Genomic DNA, 24355 nt, shown 5'->3' on the forward strand with positions numbered 1-24355 from the left:
ACTAAAAATAGCTATGTCCAAAACAGCAGCTTCTGTATGGAGCAATTGCTTAGAGTTCATTCAGGATAATATCTCTCCTCAAGCCTACACGACTTGGTTTGAGCCGATAAAGGCCATTAAACTTGATAAATCAATCTTAACCATTCAAGTTCCCAGCAAATTCTTCTACGAATGGCTAGAGGAACACTACATAAAATTATTAAAAGTTTCCTTACAAAAAGAGTTAGGAAGCGATGCTAAGTTAGTTTATAGTATCGTAATGGATCAGAATATTTCTAAAAAAGATCCTTACACCGTAAAGATACCGAGTTCGAATAAAGAAAAATTAAAACCACAAGAATTAAATGCTCCTCTTCACCTAGAAAGTTCTAAGGTTAAGAATCCATTCATCATTCCTGGTTTACAAAAAATAAAAATTGATTCGCAATTAAATATTCATTTTAATTTCGATAATTTTATAGAAGGTGAAACTAACAGATTAGCGAGATCTGCAGGTAAAGCTATCGCCAAAAGACCTGGCGGGACTTCATTTAACCCTTTATTTATTTATGGTGGTGTTGGTTTAGGGAAAACTCACTTAGCACACGCCATTGGACTTGAAGTTAAAGAAAAGCATCCAGAGAAAACGGTTCTTTATGTAGACATGCAGAAGTTCATTCAGCAATACGCAGAGGCATCACGTTCTAACAATAGAAATGATTTCATTCACTTCTATCAAATGATTGATGTATTGATTATTGATGATGTTCAATTCTTGTCAGGCAAAAAAGGTACTCAAGAAGTATTCTTCCACATTTTCAATGATTTACACCAGAGAGGGAATCAATTGATTTTAACTTCTGATAAACCACCTGTGGATATTCAGGATATGGAGCAGAGATTAATCTCTCGTTTCAAGTGGGGACTATCTGCTGATTTACAAGCACCTGATTATGATTTAAGATATAATATTCTTAAGCATAAATTAGAAAAAGATGGAATGGAAATTCCAGAGGAAGTGATTGAATATATTGCTAAAAACATTAAAACCAACTTCCGTGAATTAGAAGGTGCGCTTAACTCTTTGATGGCTCAATCTTTATTGAACAAGAAAGAAATTACCTTAGAATTAGCTGAAAGAGCTTTAGTAACATTGATTCAAACGCAACGAAAGGAAATCTCTATCGATTATATTCAGAAAGTAGTTTGTGACTATTTCAAGATTCCATTAGAGAAAGTTCAGTCAAAAACAAGAAAGAGAGACATTGTTCAGGCTAGACAGTTGGCGATGTTCTTTGCAAAGAAATATACCAATGCTTCATTGGCGAGTATTGGAACTCAAATTGGGAAACGCGACCACGCAACTGTGTTACACGCTTGTAAGACCGTAAAGAACTTATCTGAAACAGATAAAGTATTCAAGGGTTATGTTGATGATTTAAGAAGAAAAATTTCTGCAGAGTAATGAGAATTTTAATGGTTTGCTTAGGAAATATCTGTCGTTCACCATTAGCCGAAGGCATTTTAGCCTCTAAAGTGGGGGACGATGTATTTGTTGATTCAGCTGGAACAAGTGATTGGCACGTTGGAAAGGCACCAGACCCTCGTTCGATTGAAGTGGCTGCTCAACATAATTTGGATATTTCTCATTTAAGAGGAAGACAATTTACGGTTGAAGATTTCGATAATTTCGACCTCATCTATGTGATGGATGCCAGCAACTACCAGAATGTTGTGAGATTAGCTAGAACCCAAGAAGATGAAGATAAAGTTATCATGATTCTGAACGAAGTTAATCAAGGACGAAACGAGCAAGTTCCAGACCCATACTATGGTGGCGATGATGGTTTTGAGAAAGTTTATCAAATGCTGGATGAAGCTACAGATCGTATCCTTATGAAAATTTCTTAATGAAAACGGCTAAAGTTTATGTAATTCCTTCTCTCTTAGGCGAAAGTTCACCTGAGCGTGTTTTGCCTACTTATAATTTAGATATCATACGAGAGCTAAATCATTTTGTAGTTGAAAATGAAAAATCAGCGAGAAGATTTATTAAAACTATTTTACCCGAAAAGGTTCAATCTGAATTAAAGATTGAAATCTTGAACAAACATACGGACGATCAAGAAATACCCAAATTATTAAAACCATTAAAAGATGGAGAATCGATTGGGATTATTTCAGAAGCAGGTATGCCAGGCATAGCCGATCCAGGAGCGAGATTAGTTTGGGCTGCACATCAAAATAAAACACCCGTGATTCCACTGATTGGCCCCTCTTCTATTTTTCTAGCTTTGGCAGCTTCAGGCTTTAATGGTCAATCCTTTAGTTTTCATGGCTATTTACCTATTGATAAACGCGAAAGGAGACAAGCACTATCAAGACTTGAAAACAAAAGCCAGAAAGAAGGTTCTGCAGAGATCTTCATGGAAACCCCTTATCGTAACAATAAGTTCTTAGAGGACATAAAACAGACCTTATCTAAAAACACACGACTATGTGTAGCTTGTGATATTACTTTAGAAAGCGAAATGATTTATTCGGGGACGATTCAACAATGGAACTCTATGCAAGTCGACTTACATAAAAGACCAGCTATTTTTATCCTACAAGCCTAAGTCTTCTATTTTAAAAATTAAATTTAAAGCATAAAAAAACCTGTTATCAATGATAACAGGTTTTTTAATTTTATTGAATCAGAATATTTACTCAGTTGGAGCTTGTCCAATTAATTCCATAAACTGATCTAAGTTAGGAAGAATAATAATTTCTGTTCTTCTGTTCTTATTTCTACCTGCAGGCGTAGCATTTGTAGCAACAGAGTTGTACTCACCACGTCCACCAGCAGTCATTCTCTTAGGATCTACACCATGCTTAGTTTGTAATGCCTGAACAACTGAACTTGCACGTAAAGCACTTAAATCCCAGTTATTTCTAATGTTTTCTCTAGAAATTGGCACATTATCCGTGTTACCTTCAACCATTACGTCATAAGTTGGATAATCTTTAATGATTTTTGCAATCTTAGAAAGAACATCGTTTGCCGCTGGGCTAATTTCGTAGCTACCAGATCTATATAACATGTTGTCTGATAAAGAAATGAAAACAACTCCTTTCTGAACTTGAACATCAATATCTTTTAACTCTTCTCTAGATAGAGATTTTGTTAAGTTATTAGTCAATACTAAGTTAAGTGAATCACTCTTATTTTTAGAGTTAATTAATTGCTTAATGTATTTGTTAGATGAATCAATCTGCTCAATCAACTTGGTAATGTTCATACTACCACTAGATTGTGCATTTAAACATTTATCTAAAGCATTCTCAAGAACCTTTACGCTCTCTTTATCTGATTGACTTAGATTTTTAACCCCTTCTAACTGAGCTTGTAGAGATGCTACATCGCTATTACATTTTGTTAGCTCGTTGCTCAATGATTGCTTAGACTGGTAAACACCATCAAATTGGGCCTGTAAGTCGTCATACTTTTTCTTACTTACACAGCTCGTTAGCAAAAACACCGAAGCACCTGCTAATAAAAGAGTTTTTTTCATAATATTTTATTTTAATTTATTTTCAACATTTACCTCTAGAATCTTACTTCAACTATTATTCACCCTCTAGAGTTTCTGAATAATCATTCAAAATTTGTAGCAAAGCCACAAGCTAACTGAATTACTCTTTGCATTCCTCGAAATAACAACACTATCAAAGATAGGTTTTTATTTACAATATAGATGTACAGCAAATTTAGAGCCAAATTTGTTTATATAACGATGTGATATATATATTATTTTTTAGTTAGTTTCAATTCAACATTATTTGACTGCTAATTAGGTTTTAAATCAAATAATTTCATTGAAAATATTTTTGATTACATTTGCTTTATGCCAACGCGTGACGAAAAAAACTTCGACCCAAATAGCCTAAAAGGAAAAACTCACGAGATAATCTTTGAGGCGAATACTTTTTGGGGTAAAACCTTTGATGTTTCCTTACTTATCCTCATTGTGATAAGTATTGCTGTATTGATGTTAGAAAGCGTTGATGCTTATAACATACTTTACTATAAGTATTTTTATTACATAGAATGGGTCTTAACCATCTTATTCTCTATCGAGTATGCCGCGCGCTTATATGCCGTTAAAAAACCGATGAAATATGCCACCAGTTTTTATGGTGTCATTGATTTATTAGCCATCCTACCTACTTATTTGGAGTTCTTCATCGTGGGAACCCACTTCTTTATGGTACTTCGTGTGATGCGATTATTGAGAATCTTTAGGATTTTTAAGTTAGTTCAATTCTTAAACGAAAGAAACACGCTAGCCTATTCGCTAAGAAGAAGTTGGCCTAAAATTTCATATTTCCTATTCTTCTTATTACTTACGGTGTGTGTTATTGGAACCTTAATTTACCTCATCGAAGGTGGAAATCCATCTTCATCATTTGAAAATATACCGGTGAGTATTTATTGGGCTATCGTTACCCTAACCACAGTTGGATATGGAGATATTACACCCATTACACCTTTAGGACAGTTTTTAGCATCAGCTATTATGATTATGGGTTATTCGATTATTGCGGTACCTACTGGAATTATTAGCGCCGAAATTGCTCGACATAAGAGCGGTGATGATCTTGAGATTCTAGTTTGTCAATATTGTAGTGAAGAAACACATCTTCCTAATGCAGAGTTTTGCCATCAATGCGGACACCCACTTTAAGATTTAATTACATCAATAAAGCTCCTCTTCCATTACATCATAAGGCAAATCGTTTTCACTTTGAATTTTCTTGACCAAAACTTCTTGACGATCCTTAGCGTAAAGCAGTGTCATATTAAGCTCAAATCCTAAGAGGATTATAAGCACTGAGGCATATAGGAATAACATCACGATTAATAACGTACTAATCGAGCCATAAAGCAGGTTATAATTATTGAAATTTTCAATATAAAAGCTAAAACCAACTGTTAGTCCAAAGAACAATAATGTTGTCAAAAACGCACCTGGAATCATCCTTCTAAATCTTCCATCGAATTTAACTCCATAGAAATAAAGGAATGAAATTGCCGTAAGAAAGAATAAAAATCCAGCCACAAAGAAAATTACTCGTTTAACGCCCGAAACCACCCATTCCGTCTCAATCATAGAAGTCAGAATTTCTGTACTTGGGGTCAAAAAATAAATTAAAAACCACATATAAACTAGCAGAAAAGCAGTTACGGCAATGGTAAAAACCAGTGCAATCAGGTATTGTTTGATGGTATTTCTTTCCCTAACTCCCGCAATTCTTCGCGTGGTATTGTTAAACCCCGTCATCAGCGAGTTAATACCATTGGTCGCAAATATAATAGCGATTGAAATCGTAAAGAAACTACTCGTATTTCGACGCGCAATCACCGAAACGTAATTCTCAATCTGGTCAGCTTCGTTCTGCGGAAAGATTCGGTCTACCAAGAATTCATAAATGCTCTTTTCTATCACATCGAAATTAGGCAAGTAGGGAATCCATGAATAAACGAAAAGTAAAAATGGAAATAAGCTCAAGAATAAACTCCAAGAAATTGCGGCTGCACGAGTGGTAATCGCGCCGCGTAATAGTCCCGAAATGTAAATCTGCAATAAGGTATATAAATTCAAACCTTCTAAAGTGGGAATTTGAATACTTTTGAGAAAGACTTTTGTTCGGCGAACAATTTTTAGATTATCAAATTTATCTTGAAAACTCATACATTTATCCTCCAAAAACAAATATATGCAAATTTCATTGCTCTGCATGGGGTTAACAGACGAATCTCAAATTATTCAACTGATGCAAAAATATGAGAAACGCCTTCCCTCTCATTATAATTTTAAACGAGTAGAACTTCCTGATATTAAAGGAAGAAAGAACCTGAGCCAAGAACAACAAAAACTTCTAGAAGAGGAAGCTTTTTTAGATAAAATCAATCCTTCTGATTATGTTGTTTTATTAGATGAAAAAGGGAAAAGCTATACCTCAACTCAATTTGCGAAGTTTCTAAATAATCAATTTATTTCTATGGCCCACCACTTGGTTTTTGTGGTAGGTGGACCTTATGGTTTTTCAGAGAAAATGTATCAGCGAAGTAATGCTAAAATCTCCTTATCTAAAATGACCTTTACTCATCAGATGGTGAGATTATTCTTTGTTGAACAAGTCTATAGAGCTTTTACTATATTGCAAGGCAAATCATATCATCACGATTAATATGAAATCAAATCCATCGCGTCCTGGCTTAGCCACCTATTTTAATTATCAAGTAAGCATCGGTGAAGCTATTTTATACTTTTTCTTAACCCTTCTAATAGGGCAAATTGTAGGTGGAGTCATTTCTGCTCCTACTTATTTTATGAAAGAGCTTTCTCATGTTCTGCTTCCTTTATCATTTCTATTAGGATTTGGTTTAGCTGCCTTGAGCATCATGACCATAAAAAAGTTGAGAATACAAGAGTTAAAAAACTTTTTTCACACCAAAGTTCAGGTGAAACATATCGTCATGGCCATTGCTCTGTATTTTTCTATTATGCCCATTGCAGAGTATTTAGCTATGATTGTTCCAACCGAAGGATATCCTATTCTCGAAGATTTATACAAGACTTTTGAATCAAGTTTTGCAATGATTTTTGAATATAAAGTAGCTGCTTTTATTATGGTGGTTATTTTAGCTCCTATATTAGAAGAATTAATATTTAGAGGACTCATACTTAGAGGAATGCTTAATGCTAACATCTCTCCTTGGGTGGCTATATTTTTAAGTTCATTTTTATTTGGAATTGCACATTTAAATCCTTGGCAATTTCTAGGCGCTGGAATGATTGGGTTGTCACTTGGGTTTATTTATTGGAGAACACAGTCTCTATTGCTAGTTATATTTCTTCATGCCTTGAACAATTTCATTGCTTTTGTTATAACATTAAAAACGGAAAGTTTAGACGAAACTATTTTTGAGCCAAATTACTTAACTCTAGGCATCGCTATTATATTAAGTGTATTAATTGCATTTTTCTTCTACAAACACTCACAGGATACAGCTTTGAACGGGGTTGACTCCAATGATGACATACAAGATTTAGAATCTATTGGGGAAATAAATGAGCATTAACAATAATTAATTTTAAGCCCTCATTAGGCTTGAATACTAGCTTTAATATCAAAATCTTAACGCATCTAGCTATAAGATTAAAATCCAATAAGTAAATCCAAAATAATCTTTGTATTTTTGTGATATTCGAAACAATACACATATGCACAACGAGAATATTTTGAACCAGGAAATTTCTTTCGACATTTTTAAAGAAGAAATACTTCATGATTATTATTTAGCTCGATTAAGCCGTGAAACCAGTCTTTTAGGAAGACGCGAGGTTTTAACGGGTAAAGCTAAATTTGGAATTTTTGGCGATGGAAAAGAACTTCCACAAATCGCCATGGCTAAAGTTTTTAAAAATGGAGACTTCCGTTCTGGGTATTATCGTGACCAAACTTTTATGATGGCTATTGAGCAATTAACCATCGAAGGTTTTTTCGCTCAACTATATGCTGTAACCGACGAAAATGTTGAAAAAGCTTCTTCTGGAAGACAAATGACGTCGCACTTTGCTACGCATTCTTTGAACAGAGATGGTTCTTGGAAAAAATTGACGGAGCAAAAAAATTCAAGTGCTGATATTTCTCCAACGGCTGGCCAAATGCCTAGATTAGTTGGTTTGGCGCAAGCATCTAAATACTATAGAAACCATCCAGAGGCAGATCAAGACAACAACTTTTCAATAAGCGGAAACGAGATTGCATTCGGTACTATTGGTGATGCTTCTACTTCAGAAGGTCATTTCTGGGAATCGATTAATGCAGCAGGTGTTTTACAAGCTCCTATGATTATCTCTATTTGGGACGATGAATATGGAATTTCTGTTGGACACAACTACCAACGAACTAAAAAGAATTTATCTGAAATGCTAAAAGGCTTTCAGAGAACAGATAACGAGCGTGGTTATGAAATCATCACAACTTACGCACACGACTACCCACACTTGGTAGAATCTTATCAAAAAGCAGAAAGATTAGCTAGAGAGGAGCATATTCCAGTGGTAGTTCACGTTAGAGAATGTACTCAGCCTCAAGGTCACTCAACTTCTGGTTCACACGAGAGATATAAATCTAAAGAACGTTTAGAGTGGGAAAAGAAGATGGATAACATCGAGTCTTTCCGCTCTTGGATCTTAGATTTCGAAGTAAGCGAAGGTGATCAGGTTTTAAATATTGCCACCGAAGAACAACTAAGCGAATTAGATAAAAAAGCTAAAAAAGAAGCTAAAGCAGGTCAAAAATCAGCTTGGGCAGTTTATACTTCTCAGATTGATGATCTTAAAAATGCAGCAGTTCCTTTATTGAAAAACTTAGCAGAAGCTTCAGCTAATAAGAATGCTATCTTAGAAGAAATCAATGCTTTATCTACTAAGTTAAGCACGTACAAAAGAGATGTTTTCCATACCGTTAGAAAATCATTAAGATTAAGTATTAATGAAAATACGAGCGCACGCACAGCTTTAATCAATTGGTTAAATCACGCGATGGCAAAACAAAGAGAAAATTATTCTTCTTATCTATATTTTGAAACTCCAGAACAATTGCCAGCAGCAGTAGCTCCAGTAATTTCAGAAGATTCAGAATTAGTTGATGGTCGTGTGGTTTTAAGAGATAACTTCAAAGAAATCTTTAAGAACAATCCAAAAGTTTTAGTTTTTGGTGAAGACAGTGGAAACATTGGTGACGTAAATCAGGGATTAGAAGGGTTACAACAAATTTACGGGGAAAGCAGAGTAAGCGACACCGGAATTCGTGAAGCCACTATTTTAGGTCAAGGTATTGGGTTGGCAATGCGTGGTTTAAGACCGATTGCAGAAATTCAATATTTAGATTATGTTTTATATTGTCTACAAGGAATGAGTGATGACTTGGCAACAGTATTATATCGTACCAATGGTCGTCAGAAGGCTCCAGTAATTGTTAGAACGCGTGGTCATAGATTAGAAGGAATTTGGCATGCTGGTTCTCCAATGGGAGGAATCTTGAACCTAGTTCGAGGAATGTATGTTTTAGTTCCTAGAGATTTAACCAAAGCAGCTGGTTTCTATAATTCATTATTGAAAACTAATACACCTGCGATTGTTGTAGAAAGCTTGAATGGATATAGATTAAAAGAGAAAATGCCTAGCAACTTAGGTGAATTCATAACACCTATTGGTGAAGTAGAAATCACTAAAGAAGGAAAAGATGTTACTCTATTAACTTATGGTTCAACTTGGAGAATTGTTGATGAGGCAGCCAAAGAATTAGAGAATTTAGGTATCAATGCTGAGGTTATTGATGTTCAATCATTAATTCCATTTGACAACTCTCAACAAATTAAGAAAAGTTTAGAAAAAACAAATCGTTTGGTAATTATAGACGAGGACGTTCCTGGAGGAGCATCTGCATATATGCTTAAAAATATCTTAGAAGATATGGATGGTTATCGTCTGTTGGATAGCAAACCGCTAACCATTACAGCCAATGACCATAGAACGGCTTATGCTACGGATGGAGATTACTTCTCTAAACCATCATTAGATGATATTGTTGAGAAAGTTTATAACCTTATGAACGAAAGTAATCCAGCTAAATTTCCAAGTATTTTCGGATAATTGGACATTTTTTTAAAATAATTTAAAAGGGAATCTATATATCAAGTAGATTCCCTTTAATTTTGCTTTTATTCTGAATTCAGAATCATTAAATTTCAAATTATGAGAATTGATATTGTCACTGTTTTACCAGAACTATTAGAAAGTCCCTTTGCTGCATCAATTTTAAAGCGTGCGCAAGACAAAGGTCTAGTAGAGGTTCATTTACATAATCTACGTGATTGGACAACTGACAATTACAAATCGGTAGATGATTATCAATACGGTGGTGGCGCAGGAATGGTGATGACGCCAGAACCTATTCAGAGATGTTTTGAGGATTTAATGAAAGACCGAGAATACGATGAAATTATTTATCTAACTCCAGATGGAAAAACTTTCAATCAAAAAATCGCAAACCAATTATCTTTAAAAGGGAATATTTTAATGCTTTGTGGGCATTATAAAGGTGTAGATCAAAGAATTCGAGATAAATATATTAGCCTTGAGATTTCTGTAGGTGATTTTGTTTTAAGCGGTGGAGAATTAGCAGCAGCTATTGTTGCTGACGCTGTGATTCGTTTAATTCCTGGGGTTTTAAATGATGAAACTTCTGCTTTAGAAGATTCGTTTCAAGATAATTTACTAGCACCTCCCGTTTATACACGACCAGCAGTTTGGGAAGGCATGGAAGTTCCAGAAGTCCTGTTGAGTGGCGACTTTAAGAAAATTGATGAATGGCGAGAAAATCAAGCTTTGAAACGAACAAAAGAGCGACGCCCAGATTTATTAGAAGACTAATTTTAGTCGATTAAATTATTATTTCGAGCCTTAATGATAGCTTCAATCTTATTATGTACTTGCAATTTTTTGTAGATATTTTCGATGTGCTTTCGCACTGTCCCTGAAGAAATAATTAAATTATCTGCAATAATAGAATAGCTATAGCCTTTTGCCAACTGTTCCAAAACTTCAGTTTCTCTATCAGTTAAGGTAATATCAGCTTTATGATGAGAATCTACATTCACAATAGGATTTCGAAGTAGTCTTAAAGTTTTAATAGCGATAGACGGATTCATCGCAGCCCCACCATTTATAGTATCTACAATACCTTGATGAAGCTCTTCAGGTTTTGTTTCTTTAAGCAGATATCCATCGGCGCCGGCTTTAATGGCATTAAATATATTCTCATCGTTATCGAATGCTGTGAGCATAACAATTTTAATATTGGGAAAGCGCTTTTTAATTTCAGCGGTTGCTTCAATTCCATTCATAATGGGCATTTCAATATCCATTAAAATAAGATCAATCGCAGTGTTTTGATTCAATTTTCTAATCAACTCCTTTCCGTTTAAAGCTGAAAATTGATACTCTAAATCATTAAAAAAAGACAGCTTTTCTCTAATCGTTGATATTAAGAAGTTATTGTCGTCGGCTATAGCAATTCGAATTTTCATAAGTTGAATATTTTGAGCTTTCATAGGAAGAAGACTCTTATTTGTAATTAAAACTAATTTTCGTTCCAGCATCCTTTTCAGAAATAATCTCTAATTCTGTATGTAAGTCTGCTGCTCTTTTTCTCATAGAGTTAATGCCATTTCCATCACCGAACTCAATAGGATCAAAACCTACTCCATTGTCTTCTATGCTAAAATTAATTCCATCAGAATTTTTAGAAATTAAAATCTTAATAAGGCTAGCTTGACTATATTTAGTTGCATTATTCACGGCCTCTTGAATGATTCGATAGATATTCATACCCTCTACAGAGTTAAACTTTCGGTCTAATTGAAGTTGAGGATCTATTTCGAAGATGAAATTCGTATTCTTACGGAAAAGATTAGCTTTCTCTATAAAATTAGTGATTCTTGCTCTTAAATCCTCAAAAGATATTTCACTTTGATTCATTGCCCAAATTGTATCTCGCAATCCATAAATTGTTTCTCGGGTAAACTCACTAATCTGATCTAAGCGGTCATGAACCTTATCATTTTCAATACTAAAACCATATTTTAAGTTATCTAATGAAGAAATTATAAAAGTTAATTGAGCACCAATATTATCGTGTAAATCCCTAGAGATATTCAGCCTTTGTTGCTGCAATTTATTTTCGGTTTCTTTTTGATTCAGCGATTCTCTTAAGACTTTTTCACGCTCTAATTGCCAAGCTTTCATTTTCTGTTGATTATAAAATAAATATCCTATAAAGGCAATTATAAAAGTTAATAAAATCAATCCCCAAACGGTATACCCTCGTCTTTGAATTTTTAACTCTTTCTCCGCCAAAGAAGCTCTTTGTCCAAGAATCTCCCTTTCTTTTTCAGCCGTTTCATAGGTAATCGACATCTCATCAAAGTCTTTTAATTTTGCTTCGCTATAAATCTCGTCTTCATTCTCCTTATACTTAGTATAATATATCAATGCTTTTTCGTAGTCGCCTTGTTGCAGATAAAACTCATGATATTGATAATAAACTTCAGACAGCGAACGCAGTTCTCCTAAATTCAAAGCCAAGTTATAAGCACTATCTAAATAGTTTTTAGCACTACTAAAATCCCCTTTATCCATAAGAATTTTCCCCAAATTGATTAAGGTCAAAGGTTTTGGATTATTCTGATCTCCTGCATCTAAAGATAATCTGGTAAACTTCTCGGCATTGTCTAAATCACCAATTTTAGAATAGGTATTACCCAAATTAGAATACCAAGTAACCTGACTAGCTTGGTCGTTATATTTTTTAAATATATCAATGGCTTTTTTATTGTAAATCAATGCACTGTCATAAACTTCAAGACCATCATAAGCAATACCTATCAAACCATATGAACGCCCTTTGCTTTTTTCATCACCCATTTCATCAGCGACTTCTAAAGACTTCTTAAACCAAACAATCGCCTTTTCGAAATCGTTCATTCTATCATAAGTATATCCAATCTCCTGATGAACTTGGGTCAACAATTTATTTTTAGGCAGATTAGTTTGTCTAAATTTTAATTCCTCTAATCCCTTGGCTAAAGCCTCTGGATACATGGCATTCATTCGATAGCCTCTATGGGCATAATACATTGCATTAGCTGCCAATGAATCTTTAAGACCATTTAATATAGAACTGGCCAAATTAAAATTTTTGATTTGAAGAAAACCTTGATTAAGCAAAACATTAGAAATCCCTAGGTTGTAATAAGCTTTACCACGTAGCAAGTCTTCTTTAGCGTATTTTAGAGCAAGCTTGGCATTTTCTTGAATCGAAGTTCCGTCCAAGGTTTGAATATAAGCATCAGATAGATTTAAATAGGTTCGAGCAGCCTCATCACCCGTTTGCTTTGTAGCTATAGATTTTAAACTATCTATATTTTGACCATTCAATAAAACAGCAAATAAGAGGAAGAAAAGTTGGAAGTAAAGATTTCGCATAAAGAGTTAGTTTCTATAAATTTACTAAAATGCTAAAAGCGCACAACCATGTTGTGCGCTTTTATTAGGATTCATTTAATTAAAAATTTTAAACTTAGATTAATTAGCTAGTTAGTTCTCTTTATTTAATTTAAAATTTTTAAAACCCTCTCCCTTAAAACCTTTGAAAATACGCTCCTTTTCGAGATGTACTTTTAAACCTACCTAAACATGAAAAGAATATAAAAATTTAACTTTATAGCTTAGAGCGCACTTTCTAAGAAATTAATCAAAACATAAAGTTGAGTTGAGTTAGTGTGAGCTTTCAAAGTGTTCCGATTTTTTCTTATTACAAATGTAGAACTAAAATTAGTTTCCTGAAATACGCACTAATACGTATATTTTCATTTTAGTCACTTGTAAGGAATATATTACTATAAAAATGATTATTCAGATAATAAACAAAAACACCTTAACCCTTATTTATCAATAAATTAGAAATTTAACCACCAAGGTATAATTCAATTTCCGAATACTCGTTTAACTTAGCATTGCTAATATTCAGTACTATATACGAGAAACTCCATTTATAGAATTTAAAATAAAAAGTTCCTTATAAGTTTTCTCTATCGTCTAAGCTTACTCTTATTGTCCATAACCTATTTCCACCGCCTAATTTTCTATTAAAAAAAGCTTTAAACAAAAGAAAAGCACACAAATCAATGTGTGCTTTTTTAAAGTAAAAATTCAATTTTGCGATTTTATATACTCGAAGATAATTATTCCCCCCAATTTGAAACAAAGAAAGATCTAAACTCTCCATTGGTTATATTAATCACACTTGGAGATCCATTAGGATTATAAGCATTAAAATTAAAACTTCCTTGTATCACATCTCCATTATCTGAAGTAACAACAAGTTTACCCTTTTCTAAATCCCCAAGTTCTTGAGTGCTAAAGTTATTACTCCAAAAATGGTCTGTATTAATTTCATAGTAAGCCATAGCACCAAAATCATCTTCATTCTGTCCTACATAATATGTTCCTGGGCCAGAATAATTGCCTATGGCAATAGTAATGGATTTATCTTCCGTTTCACCAGCGATAAGAAGGTATTCACCTTCAAGAACAGCATAGACATCATCATAATCAACAGATTCTTCTGAAGCCACCCAATCTGTGCCATCAATTTTGGCCCTCATATAATAACTACTTCCACTGCTCCATCCATCACCGCCAGCATCATCGTCACTACTACATGCCGACATACTAAAAGCTAATAAAAAGCTTAATAAAATAAGGTTGAGATTTTTAAATTTTTTCATAATAAAAGTTTTTTAGTTTGCCCTAAGATAATAACTTTTAGGATAAAACCCAAAAAACCAAGCACTTACTTATCATTAAATCAAATCCTTAGCTATTTACACCTGTAGTTTCAAGTATCTTTCGTAGACTTTTTTTAATTTTTGATCGTATCAATTAGCCGCTTGTTTAATACCATTCTAGCCAATAATAAACATGGTCCAATTTCTTGATTTAGGGTGGCAAATTAAAATATTTACCTCTAAAAATTCACTAAATATATTCAAATGATTAGATTAATTTTCATAAATCTTAACTACGAAATTGGCAACATAAGAATTGTTTTCATTTTCGTGAGTTTTGATTGATATCTGTGATTAAGTTTTCAAACATGTGATAGTTTGAGGGCGATTGCAATTGATTTTCTATATACTCTACCGCCACTTCAGATAAATACCTACCTAAGGGAATAATAGGTTTAAACTGATTTCTTTGTTTGTCTTTATCGACATTGTGCATATAGAAAAACATAGGATTACTTAAAAATCTAGAAGTTTGATATGTATGACCTTCCCTAACATTCATCACCGTTTGCAAAGGAGCAGTGAGTTGATTATAATTTTCTAGGCTTCTAGGGTTGATTTTGGTATATGTATTTTCATTCACCAGAACCAAATTTACAAGTTCCACTTTCGACCTTAACCCCCTTTCAATCAACTGTTTTTCTAATTCATCATATATAAATTCAGTAATAGTCCCACCAATATTATCATAATAACCCGCGTCTGCTAATTGCCCACCTTGTAAATCCATTTCTTCATCACAACCTCTAATATCTCCCACCGAACCAATCAAAGGGAAACTTGCGTTAAGCGATAATGCCGTAGAGAGCTTTATAGATTTATCAAAACAATAGCAAGAGTCCAATAATTCATAAAAATCTATATAAGCCGTCGTCTCAAATCCCACAGGAGATATATAGCAATATCTCCCACTCTGTATATGAGTAGTATTAATTATTAATAAGGGTAAACTAGCTTGTTTATTTTCATAGAACGATAAGAAATCCTGATTTAAAATTGTTTTGGTGTTATTATGGACCTTGGCAAAATTTCTTTCCCACTCTTCAGCTAAAATTTCTCCTCTATTTTTTGTTAAACTCGTCCCTATTATGGATTGCCAAAAATCTCTTCCCAATACACCGCTAATGGATGAGGAGAGGTAATTATTTTCATAAAATTCACCCATCTTAGTTTTAATATGATTAGATGATTTATCATCCCAAAACTCAGTCGAGTCCTTTGATTGAGATGCCTCGGCAAAGAACAAACCATTACCAACCGAACCTCCAGAAGCTCCGGTTAAGGAAAACAAGTGATTATTAAAAAACTTTCCCTTTGTTTCTTGATTTATATAGCCTAAGATTAAAGCAGACCACAAACCAGCTTTAGAACCACCTCCTTGGGATGAAACTAAGTAGATAGGAAATTTTCTATTCTTCAATATCTGATCTTCTCTTTGGTCTATCCACTGTTTCACATAAGACTCAAGGGTTGGCCTTTCTCGCTCAGCATAAGTTTCGAGCGGAACAGCATAATGCTCAAACTCCCTTAGGGTCTGACTTCTAATCGATAAAGAAACAATTAGAATTAAGAATATAGTAAAAAATGGAACTTTCCATTTCTTAGCTAAAAGCTTGAAAGTATAAATCAGTACTAAATAAAAGATTAATGCCGCCACAAAAATCACTAATGGATTGATATGTGGATTGATGGCAATGACAAGGTTTAGCACAATAAAAAGCAGTACAAAAAACCAGACCGACATAGAAAGCGATGCAAACAGGAAGTACTTCCATTTATCGAAGGAGATATAATTTCTCCCAAAAATCAACATTGCCAAAAGCAAACTACTCGATACCTGGGAAATAAACAGAAAACTCATCTTTAGTGGTTGATTATTCTCCGTATAATTGAGATACCCAAGGACTATGATGAGTAGCACCAAGAATGGAAATCCTATATTAAATACAACTTTCCTAACCCATTTACGAGTGAAGAATCTTGCATTCCATACATAAAATTGAATATTCAAAAGTAGAATAAAGTAGAAACTAATTAACCCAAAAACAATGTTGAGCCATATTTTAGAAATCATGATGATTCTAAAATCTATCATGGAATTAATAATGGCAAAAGCTACCAGCAACATGAGAAACATTGCCAGAACTGCTGAAAAATGCTTTTGAATATGATGTTTTAATTTTTCGCGATCGCTTAATTTTGTTTGACTGAGTTCAGGATCTAATCGATCATGGAGCTCCGAAGTCGAGTCCATCAACGCCCTAATATTTAAGCTTTTATAATTTTTATCATTAAGATATATGGGAATATTCCAAATGAGATATGCTAAAACAAAAATGGAAGCAAAAAGTAAAGGAACAGCTAAAACAATCCGAATTGGATCAATATGCTGATTAATAGATAATAATAAATCCTGTGCTTGATCGAATTTCCATAGCAACAAGTACATAAGGAAAATCGCAATAATACTCCAAGCATTTCTGTTTATCTCAGCCCAAATAAATTCAAGCCAAATATAAAATTTCAAAAACCAGAGTTTCAAGCTTCGCATAAGTGTTGAGTTTAATCAAATTTAAGAAAAACATATTAAAATACGCCTTAAATCATCAAACTCAACAAAATTATGAGCGCATAGCTAGATTTATCTTTAAAATATAGCTATAAAACTACAATACAATATTTTATTATACTGGAACTGGTGGATGATTTTGAATAAATTCTGATACAAGTTCTGGATCGTCCGTTAAGTAAAGTAATTCTTTGTAAGGCTGGTCTACTGCCAATTGATGCAGCACAGAATATAAAGAAGTATCTTCTACATATCGTTTCTTGCTTAAGAAAACCATAGGACTATAATACCCGAAAGTTCCATAATGATTTTGAGCAGCCTCTTGGAAGATTTCTTGGGTAGTTCCTGCACTTCCTGGTGCATAAACAACACCATAGAGTGCCATCGCTAGCAAAGTATCTTCTCTTAATGAATTTGAGAAATATTTAGCAATATGAGAAGCAAATACATTACTAGGTTCGTGACCATAGAACCAAGTTGGAATCGCTAGATTTTCTTTTCCATTCGGGAACATCTCAAGCACTTTTAAGGCATTATTTACATAGTTTTTAGCTAAATAATCCCTTGGAATTTCAATTTGATTATCGAAATCTAAATCACTTAAAATCTCGATAGCCGTAGCTAAATCCTCATCAGATCTACCTGCCATATAAGCTCCCAAATTAGCGGCTTCCATAATACCAGGACCACCACCTGTCATGATATAATAATCCTTCTCAGCCAATAACTTAGCCGCTTTAGCCACTTTTACATAATATTCTGAACCTCGACGGGTTGCATGTCCACCCATAAAACCTACGGCTTTCTTTTCGGTCATACCTTTTTTGTCGAAGCCCATAAGTCTGCGTAAACTTTCGTCTATATTAAAATCATGTAAACGCTGCGCCATAGCCTCTACAAGAGGTGGATTATATTTATTTTTAACAAAACGCTGATAGATTTTTAAATCTACTGAAGCATCATTTTCAAAATTATAGCCCTCTAATAATTCTTGATACGTATAAAGGGTGTTTCGATTGGGATTGTAAGGAAGGTTTTTGAATTTCGGATATACAATCGCTCCATGTGAAATCACTTCGGTAGCTTGATTTCGATTAAATGCACAGCTTAGAAAAGTAGTATTTTCATACACAAACTGACTCCAATCAATTTTTTCGTTCCTAAAATTAATTCCTTGAATTACTAAATCCGTGAGATCTTTACTCTCTTTTGTATAGTTGTACCAAGCCGTTAAGCTATTAATAAGTATGCCTGACTCCATAGTAATTTAAAATAATACAGGTTTAATATCTTTATCGAAAATCTTCTTTAATTCGGGTGGAATATCAATGAAATTATTATTAAAATCATCAAAGAAATCCTTGGTTTCCTCAGACAATAATTCTTGATATGATTCTAATATTTTTGGACCGAATACCATAGGTGAGATCTGAGTTTCACCATCTTTAATAACGCCAATCACATGATATTCATCTAACTCTTCAATAGGTTGTTGTGTAAAAGAACAATGTTCTAAATCGTTCTCCACGTGCATCATCTCCTCCATTTCTTCCTGATGTTGCCTCATAAAATCTTGCATTTTAAGCATAGATTCTCTTGAGACTTTTTTCATCATGTCACGTTTGCAAGATTCGCAAATCGCATATTCGAATATAGCTGTATGATTGCTATCACCTAGATTTCTATGATAAGCTTTTTCTACAAAATAGAGTTGATCATCTAGCTTATTCTCGCATACCGAACAGTTCTCGAAGACCTCTCCAGTTACATCTGAAAGTAATTTTTTGGGTAATGACATAAAATCAAAGTTAGATAATATTTTCTTGAAATAGAATCTTATCAAGGATTCTTCTTAGTAAGAAATTGAAAATCAGATTTCCCTTTCTATTTAATGAGCTTGCTCCTTGATCTTGGCATTTCTACTCACAAACCAAGAAACTAATAAACCAATCCCCATCACACTAATAATTGTAATAAGATAGTTTTGAACGGTAAATTTAACTGGGAATGGAACATTAAAACTCACCATCACTAGACTAAATTCATGTTGCATCCAAGCAAAGAAACTTCCTACCAACAAACCAAATATAAGCGCATATAAAGTGATAAGCATTCCAGTGTAGAAGTAGGTTTTACGTAAGGAATTATTATTGAAGCCCATGCTGTGTAAAGTTCTAGATTCGGGTGCTTTATCTAAAATTAAAATAGCGATGGATCCTGCTAAATTAAAACTTGCAATGATTAGAATTAAGAAACAAATCAAGTAGATAATTAAGTTTTCTGTATTCATCATTTTCAAGAAAGCAGCATCGATTTCCTGTCGTGTTTTAACCTGATAATCGTCGCCGATAATATTCTGAATCCTACGTTTAAGTTTATCTAAATCACCTGTATTTGCTTTAATTTCGATTCCTGAGAATTGTCCTTCATTATAATTTAATAAAGCTTGAGCAAGCTCCAAGTTAGAAAAAACATAGTTGGCAAACTTATCATTGATAAAGAATATACCAGATGAAAATGCCATGACTTTGTTTACAGCATCCTCTTCATTGCTGATTAAACCTTTTCCTGGTTTAGGAACATAAAGTTGAACTGGCAAATCTGGGTCGGTGAATAATGATAATCGAGAAGAAACTTCCGTCCCAATTACAATTTCGTCTAAATATTCTCTACCTAAAGGATCACCAATTCTAACCATGGTATCCAAACGAAAAATTTGATTGAAATTCTCATCGATACCCTTTAAAGTTACAATATGATTCTTGTTATTATAGCGAATAAAAGCTCTTTCTTCAATAACTTTACTAAGAGTTTCCACCTCATCAAAAGCTAATATCTCATTCAACTTTTTCTCAAACTCTGCAGAAGATTGAATGGTTTTTCCTTTCGCAGGTGAAATAGCAATTTCAGGGTTGATATTGGAATAAAATTGAAGGTTTACGCTCTCTAATCCCGTGAAAACCGACATGATGATAAACAAACATGCGGTGACAAATCCCAAGGCTAAAAATGCAATCCAAGATATCACGTTTACTTCAATGGCATTTTTACCAGAGAAGACATACTTTCGTGCAAGTTTAAAGGGAAATAGATTCATTGATGATTTAAAATCAACTAATTATAATACTGGATTGTCGCCTTTACCTTTTAAAGCTCTATCAATTTCATCGGCTTTATCTAAAGTAACATCTACAAAGAATTGTAATTCAGGAACAATACGCATTTGTTTACCAATTCTATTTCCTAACTCACCTCTAATAAAAGCATGATTTTCTTTCACAAACTCCATCACCTTATCAGTATTGTTGGTTGGAAAAATACTTAAGTAAACTTTAGAAATAGATAAATCTGAAGTTGTTCTAACCTCAGTGACCGTAATCAACATATTGCGACCAATTTTACTGGTCAATTTTCTGAAGATATCGGCCATATCCTTTTGAATCAGTTGATTTACTTTATTAAGTCGATTGCTTTCCATGATTGTAGTGTTTAAAATAGCTATAAAATTCGTGTTTGGCAGAAGCCATTACTACGAACTTTTGACAAAATTACGGATTTTAAAATCAGTTTCGGCCTGCGCTTGAGGCTATTTGTTTTATTTTATATAAGATCTCGTCGAGTCCGTTGGTTTTAATTTCAAAAACGGTGGACATCAACATACCTAATTTCCCTGGAGGAAATCCCTTTCGTTGAAACCATTCCAAATAAGAAATAGGTAAATCTGAAATCATTTTACCTTTATATTTACCAAAAGGCATCGGTGTTCTAACGGTATCTAGCAGTACTTTTTTATCCAAAATTAATTAAATATAAATCGTTCTGCAGGAATCGCAGCATTCGGAATAATCTTATCGAAAATCACAACATACTCCTTTCCTCCTACTGGCGTAGCCTCCATTCTATGAGCAAAACTCAGTTTACCAACTTTCTTAAATTCTGAATAATTTACGGTTTCTAACTCATTTTGTTCTTTCAATAATTGAAAGTTTTTCGCATCAAACCAATAATAATTTTCAACTGTGTTTTTAGTTAGCTTTACCTTAAATACATCTTTTGAATTTAACTTTTCTTTACCCATTAAACTCACTTTGAAACCTTTCTTTTTATAATTTAAAATATCAGTTTCAAATGCATCCTTCTGATAATTAGCTAATTTCTTATAATTCCCGTCAAGCTCATTATAAGTATAGGCCTGTTCTCCATCAAAACCTTCACTCAACATCTCTTTGCCATCAACGATATAACTCACTCTTTTAAAATAAGGTCTAGCGTGTTCTATTTTAATATGTACCCCATCGCTAACGTCAATCGACACTTGACCATCTATAATAATACTATTCAGATTGTTCCAAGCTTCGATTCCACCTGTAACTTCTAAATGTTTGTCAATAATTTCCTCAGCACTTTGGGCATTTAAAAACCCAATACTGATTAATAGAAATAATGCGAAAATTTTATTCATCTTCAAATATAAATTAAGCTTTTCAATATCCAACTATTGTTCCAAGTTTCCAAGATAAACCCGAGCTTCTTCTAAATCCTCTGGAGTGTCAATTCCAATAGTTTTATATTGAGTCTCAACCACTTTTATTCTATAACCATTTTCTAAATAACGTAACTGCTCTAATTTCTCTGCCATTTCTAAAGTTCCTGGTTCAAGCTGAGTAAAAGCCAACAAAGCTTTCTTGCGATAAGCATAAATTCCAACATGTTTAAAATAATCTACCACAACATTTTCATCTCTAACAAAAGGAATGGCGGAACGAGAGAAATAAAGCGCATCCATATTATTACCAACTACTACTTTAACGTTGTTAGGGTTTTGAATATCTTCTTTACGCTCCAATTTTTCCATTAAAGTCGCCACATCTACCTTTTTGTCATGATCATTTTTAAATACATCTATTAAGGATGCTAGAGCTTGGGTAGCTGTAAAAGGCTCGTCACCTTGAACATTTACAATGACATCTACGTCAATATATTGAATCACTTCTGCAATTCTATCACTTCCGCTCGCATGGTTTGGTGAAGTCATTACGGCCTTACCTTGTACACCTTCAATGTCTTGTATTATCTTTTCATCATCTGCCGCCACAATCACCTCATCAAACAATCCCGCATTCTTCACAGCTAAATAAGTGGTAGCAATCACCGAGTGTTCGCCAAGCTTCTTTAATAGCTTACCGGGAAAACGTGTAGCACCAAAACGTGCAGGAATAACAGCGACTACTTTCATTTGATTTTATTTGTTTACATTAGACAATTAAAGAAGGCAAATTAAAGTTTTTTAAAAGAATATTTTAAGTTTCTTTTAAATTTAATTTATATTTGGTGAATAATTTAGGTACTATGAAGAACATTATAAAAATAGCTCTATTAATTTTAGCTCTTTTCTTATCTTTTATGATCTACCGATCAGTTGATGGATTGGTGAATTTCAACCAACAAAGGCTTGTGCGTTACGCTATTGCAGCAGAACAGTTACAAGATGTAGCCAATGCTCAGCGTCTTTACAGAGTATATAAAGGTGAGTATACAGACAATCTAGATTCGCTTAAGCAATACTTAAACGAAGGTAAAATCTACATGATTAACCGTAAAGATTCTTCTGGCTATGTTTATGATGAAAGAAAAAGAATTGATGTAATGAAGAGTTTTACAATTATCGACACAATTGTATCTCAAACAAGCGTTAAAGATTCAATTCTTGGAAACCGTTCTGTGGAGAACTTTGGTTTTGTTCCGATTGAAGGTAAAAACATTCCTATCGAGATGTATGCATCTTATGTAGATAGAGTGGTTGGTACAGATAGTACCAATGTTCAAAGAGATCACTTATTCAAAGCATCTGTTAGCAAAAGAGCAGTTTTAGCAGGTCTTGGTGATGATTACATCAACAGAGAAATGAACGACGAAACTTCAGCAGTTAAAGCAGATGAAATTCAAGTGGGTAGCGATAGACGTCCTACATTAGAAGGAAACTGGTCATCTGAAGTAGATAGAATTATGAAAGATAAACGAGGCGGTTTAAACAAATAATCCTATTATGGCAATTAAAAAACTATCCATCCTTTTCTTGAAGGATGGATTTTCTTTTTGTGTAGCAAAAGACTCTGAGTTGATTCATACCGAAAAAGTTCGATTTGAAGCTTCTCAAGAGACTACTTTCTATGAGTTATTGAGTCAGAAGTTAGATCAACAATTATATTTAAATCAAACTTACGATGAAATTCATTTGGCTTATTTAGGAGATCAATTTAATATTATTCCGAGCAGCTATTTCGAGGCAGAACCAGATGCCCAAAAATGGTTGGAGTTCAATGCTGAAATATTTGAAGGCGATAGTATAGAAACCACTGAGCTTTCAGCTTATGATGCAGAGTTGATTTATGCCTATCCACTAGAGTTAAAGGAAATTATCGATAGGAAATTTAAAGGAGCAAAAATAGAAAGCGCTTCTGCCCTTTTCATCAATAGTTTTAAATTAGAAGATGATAAGGCTCAAATATTTTTAAATATTCACACGAATCAATTAGAGCTTTTAGCATTTAAAAACCAGGGATTATACTTTTATAATATCTTTGAAATTGCAACCAAAGAAGATTTGGTTTACTATATACTAAATAGCTTCAAACAACTCGAACTCGACCCCAACGAGGTTGAAGTCTATTATTTTGGAGGAGATTTGGAAGAGGCCAGCTTAAAAATGTTGATGAACTTCGTTCGTCATGTGATGCCTGGAATTTCCAATACTACCGAATTATCTTATTACACCGAACTACAAAACTTATCATGAGAATCATATCAGGAAAATGGAAAGGAAGACGATTTATCGCTCCCAACAACTTACCAACAAGACCCACCACCGATTTTGCGAAAGAAGCATTATTCAATATTTTGAATCACCAGCTCTACTTGGATGAAATCAAGGTTTTAGATTTATTTGCGGGTATTGGTAGCATAAGCTTGGAGTTCGCGTCTCGTGGTGCAGTTAAAGTGGACGCTGTAGAACAAAACCCTACTTGTGTTCAGTTTATTAATGAAAGCATCGAGAAAATTGAAGCCAAAGAAATCGAAGTTTTCAAACATGATGTTTTTCAATTCCTGACACGTAGCTTACACGACAAATATGATGTCGTTTTTGCTGATCCGCCATACGATTTAGAAGAAGAGGATTACAATAAAATTGTCTCTCTTGTTTTTGACAATGACTATATCGAAGAAGAAGGTATGTTTATTCTAGAACATCCAAAAAACATTAGCTTCGAAGATCATCCTAAGTTCTCTGAGCATAAGAAATATGGAAACGTAAACTTTAGTTTCTTTTATCTTTAATTAAA

Annotated in this window: 24 protein-coding genes; 11 read left to right on the forward strand and 13 right to left on the reverse strand. The window is 33.7% G+C overall.

Annotated features, from left to right (window positions below; all coding sequences use genetic code 11):
• Nucleotides 1-13 precede the first annotated feature (13 nt).
• Genes dnaA through NLM59_RS02735 form a run of 3 tightly spaced genes read left to right on the forward strand, consistent with a single transcriptional unit; the run spans nucleotide 14 to nucleotide 2597 of the window.
• Nucleotides 14-1444, forward strand: coding sequence for a chromosomal replication initiator protein DnaA (dnaA, locus tag NLM59_RS02725; protein WP_304416207.1), 1431 nt, complete (start codon nucleotides 14-16; stop codon nucleotides 1442-1444).
• Nucleotides 1444-1890, forward strand: a complete 447-nt coding sequence (locus tag NLM59_RS02730; RefSeq protein WP_304416208.1) for a low molecular weight protein-tyrosine-phosphatase — start codon at nucleotides 1444-1446, stop codon at nucleotides 1888-1890. Before dnaA ends, NLM59_RS02730 begins: the two co-directional genes overlap by 1 nt.
• Nucleotides 1890-2597: an SAM-dependent methyltransferase gene (locus NLM59_RS02735; protein ID WP_304416209.1), complete on the forward strand. Its 708-nt coding sequence runs from the start codon at nucleotides 1890-1892 to the stop codon at nucleotides 2595-2597. The genes NLM59_RS02730 and NLM59_RS02735 overlap by 1 nt, the downstream gene beginning before the upstream one ends.
• 87 nt (nucleotides 2598-2684) lie before the next feature.
• Here NLM59_RS02735 and NLM59_RS02740 read toward each other — a convergent pair whose 3' ends face one another.
• Nucleotides 2685-3533, reverse strand: coding sequence for an OmpA family protein (locus tag NLM59_RS02740; RefSeq protein WP_304416210.1), 849 nt, complete (start codon nucleotides 3531-3533; stop codon nucleotides 2685-2687).
• Nucleotides 3534-3866: 333 nt separating this feature from the next.
• On the opposite strand from NLM59_RS02740, the gene NLM59_RS02745 reads away from it, so the two are divergent.
• Nucleotides 3867-4706, forward strand: coding sequence for an ion transporter (locus tag NLM59_RS02745; protein WP_304416211.1), 840 nt, complete (start codon nucleotides 3867-3869; stop codon nucleotides 4704-4706).
• 12 nt (nucleotides 4707-4718) lie between these two features.
• Here the strand turns inward: NLM59_RS02745 and NLM59_RS02750 are convergent, their stop codons facing one another.
• The gene (locus tag NLM59_RS02750) at nucleotides 4719-5714 is read right to left on the reverse strand and encodes a YihY/virulence factor BrkB family protein (protein WP_304416212.1); all 996 of its coding nucleotides are present in this window, start codon (nucleotides 5712-5714) and stop codon (nucleotides 4719-4721) included.
• Nucleotides 5715-5739: 25 nt separating this feature from the next.
• On the opposite strand from NLM59_RS02750, the gene rlmH reads away from it, so the two are divergent.
• From rlmH to trmD, 4 genes are all read left to right on the forward strand, one after another.
• The gene (rlmH, locus tag NLM59_RS02755) at nucleotides 5740-6213 is read left to right on the forward strand and encodes a 23S rRNA (pseudouridine(1915)-N(3))-methyltransferase RlmH (RefSeq protein ID WP_304416213.1); all 474 of its coding nucleotides are present in this window, start codon (nucleotides 5740-5742) and stop codon (nucleotides 6211-6213) included.
• Nucleotide 6214: 1 nt separating this feature from the next.
• Entirely contained in the window at nucleotides 6215-7108 is an 894-nt protein-coding gene (locus tag NLM59_RS02760; RefSeq protein ID WP_304416214.1) for a CPBP family intramembrane glutamic endopeptidase, read from the forward strand.
• A gap of 142 nt (nucleotides 7109-7250) precedes the next feature.
• Nucleotides 7251-9689, forward strand: coding sequence for an alpha-ketoacid dehydrogenase subunit alpha/beta (locus NLM59_RS02765; RefSeq protein WP_304416215.1), 2439 nt, complete (start codon nucleotides 7251-7253; stop codon nucleotides 9687-9689).
• Nucleotides 9690-9791: 102 nt separating this feature from the next.
• The gene (trmD, locus tag NLM59_RS02770; RefSeq protein ID WP_304416216.1) at nucleotides 9792-10469 is read left to right on the forward strand and encodes a tRNA (guanosine(37)-N1)-methyltransferase TrmD; all 678 of its coding nucleotides are present in this window, start codon (nucleotides 9792-9794) and stop codon (nucleotides 10467-10469) included.
• A gap of 2 nt (nucleotides 10470-10471) precedes the next feature.
• On the opposite strand, the gene NLM59_RS02775 is transcribed toward trmD, so the two are convergent.
• The 11 genes from NLM59_RS02775 to kdsB form a co-directional block, all read right to left on the reverse strand.
• Nucleotides 10472-11125 (reverse strand): response regulator, encoded by a 654-nt coding sequence (locus NLM59_RS02775; protein ID WP_304416217.1) that lies wholly within the window; start codon nucleotides 11123-11125, stop codon nucleotides 10472-10474.
• A 37-nt stretch (nucleotides 11126-11162) separates the two neighbouring features.
• Nucleotides 11163-13082 carry a tetratricopeptide repeat-containing sensor histidine kinase gene (locus tag NLM59_RS02780; protein ID WP_304416218.1) on the reverse strand — a complete coding sequence of 640 codons (1920 nt, stop codon included), beginning with the start codon at nucleotides 13080-13082 and terminating at the stop codon, nucleotides 11163-11165.
• A 758-nt stretch (nucleotides 13083-13840) separates the two neighbouring features.
• Nucleotides 13841-14386, reverse strand: a complete 546-nt coding sequence (locus NLM59_RS02785) for a DUF6252 family protein (RefSeq protein WP_304416219.1) — start codon at nucleotides 14384-14386, stop codon at nucleotides 13841-13843.
• A 322-nt stretch (nucleotides 14387-14708) separates the two neighbouring features.
• Nucleotides 14709-16973 carry a DUF1129 domain-containing protein gene (locus NLM59_RS02790; RefSeq protein WP_304416220.1) on the reverse strand — a complete coding sequence of 755 codons (2265 nt, stop codon included), beginning with the start codon at nucleotides 16971-16973 and terminating at the stop codon, nucleotides 14709-14711.
• A 157-nt stretch (nucleotides 16974-17130) separates the two neighbouring features.
• On the reverse strand, nucleotides 17131-18276 hold the full coding sequence (locus NLM59_RS02795) for an LOG family protein (protein ID WP_304416221.1): 1146 nt from the start codon (nucleotides 18274-18276) through the stop codon (nucleotides 17131-17133).
• Nucleotides 18277-18282: 6 nt separating this feature from the next.
• Nucleotides 18283-18813, reverse strand: coding sequence for a hypothetical protein (locus NLM59_RS02800; RefSeq protein WP_304416222.1), 531 nt, complete (start codon nucleotides 18811-18813; stop codon nucleotides 18283-18285).
• Between the two features lie 90 nt (nucleotides 18814-18903).
• Nucleotides 18904-20112, reverse strand: coding sequence for an ABC transporter permease (locus NLM59_RS02805; protein ID WP_304416223.1), 1209 nt, complete (start codon nucleotides 20110-20112; stop codon nucleotides 18904-18906).
• A gap of 21 nt (nucleotides 20113-20133) precedes the next feature.
• The gene (gene rbfA / locus NLM59_RS02810; RefSeq protein WP_304416224.1) at nucleotides 20134-20493 is read right to left on the reverse strand and encodes a 30S ribosome-binding factor RbfA; all 360 of its coding nucleotides are present in this window, start codon (nucleotides 20491-20493) and stop codon (nucleotides 20134-20136) included.
• Nucleotides 20494-20578: 85 nt separating this feature from the next.
• Nucleotides 20579-20812: a DUF3820 family protein gene (locus NLM59_RS02815; protein WP_304416225.1), complete on the reverse strand. Its 234-nt coding sequence runs from the start codon at nucleotides 20810-20812 to the stop codon at nucleotides 20579-20581.
• Nucleotides 20813-20814: 2 nt separating this feature from the next.
• Nucleotides 20815-21477 carry a LolA family protein gene (locus NLM59_RS02820; RefSeq protein ID WP_304416226.1) on the reverse strand — a complete coding sequence of 221 codons (663 nt, stop codon included), beginning with the start codon at nucleotides 21475-21477 and terminating at the stop codon, nucleotides 20815-20817.
• 33 nt (nucleotides 21478-21510) lie between these two features.
• On the reverse strand, nucleotides 21511-22251 hold the full coding sequence (kdsB, locus tag NLM59_RS02825) for a 3-deoxy-manno-octulosonate cytidylyltransferase (protein ID WP_304416227.1): 741 nt from the start codon (nucleotides 22249-22251) through the stop codon (nucleotides 21511-21513).
• Between the two features lie 113 nt (nucleotides 22252-22364).
• Between kdsB and NLM59_RS02830 the strand changes: the two genes are divergently transcribed.
• From NLM59_RS02830 to rsmD, 3 genes are read left to right on the forward strand one after another with little or no spacing between them, the layout of a single operon-like run.
• Nucleotides 22365-23054 carry a hypothetical protein gene (locus tag NLM59_RS02830; protein ID WP_304416228.1) on the forward strand — a complete coding sequence of 230 codons (690 nt, stop codon included), beginning with the start codon at nucleotides 22365-22367 and terminating at the stop codon, nucleotides 23052-23054.
• Nucleotides 23055-23061: 7 nt separating this feature from the next.
• Complete coding sequence (locus NLM59_RS02835; RefSeq protein WP_304416229.1) at nucleotides 23062-23811, forward strand: DUF3822 family protein; 750 nt, start codon at nucleotides 23062-23064, stop codon at nucleotides 23809-23811.
• A complete protein-coding gene (gene rsmD, locus NLM59_RS02840; protein ID WP_304416230.1) occupies nucleotides 23808-24350 on the forward strand; it encodes a 16S rRNA (guanine(966)-N(2))-methyltransferase RsmD in 543 nt (180 codons plus the stop codon). Before NLM59_RS02835 ends, rsmD begins: the two co-directional genes overlap by 4 nt.
• Nucleotides 24351-24355 lie beyond the last annotated feature (5 nt).

Origin of the sequence: Profundicola chukchiensis, assembly GCF_029664245.1 — a bacterium.
Classification (GTDB): domain Bacteria; phylum Bacteroidota; class Bacteroidia; order Flavobacteriales; family Weeksellaceae; genus Profundicola; species Profundicola chukchiensis.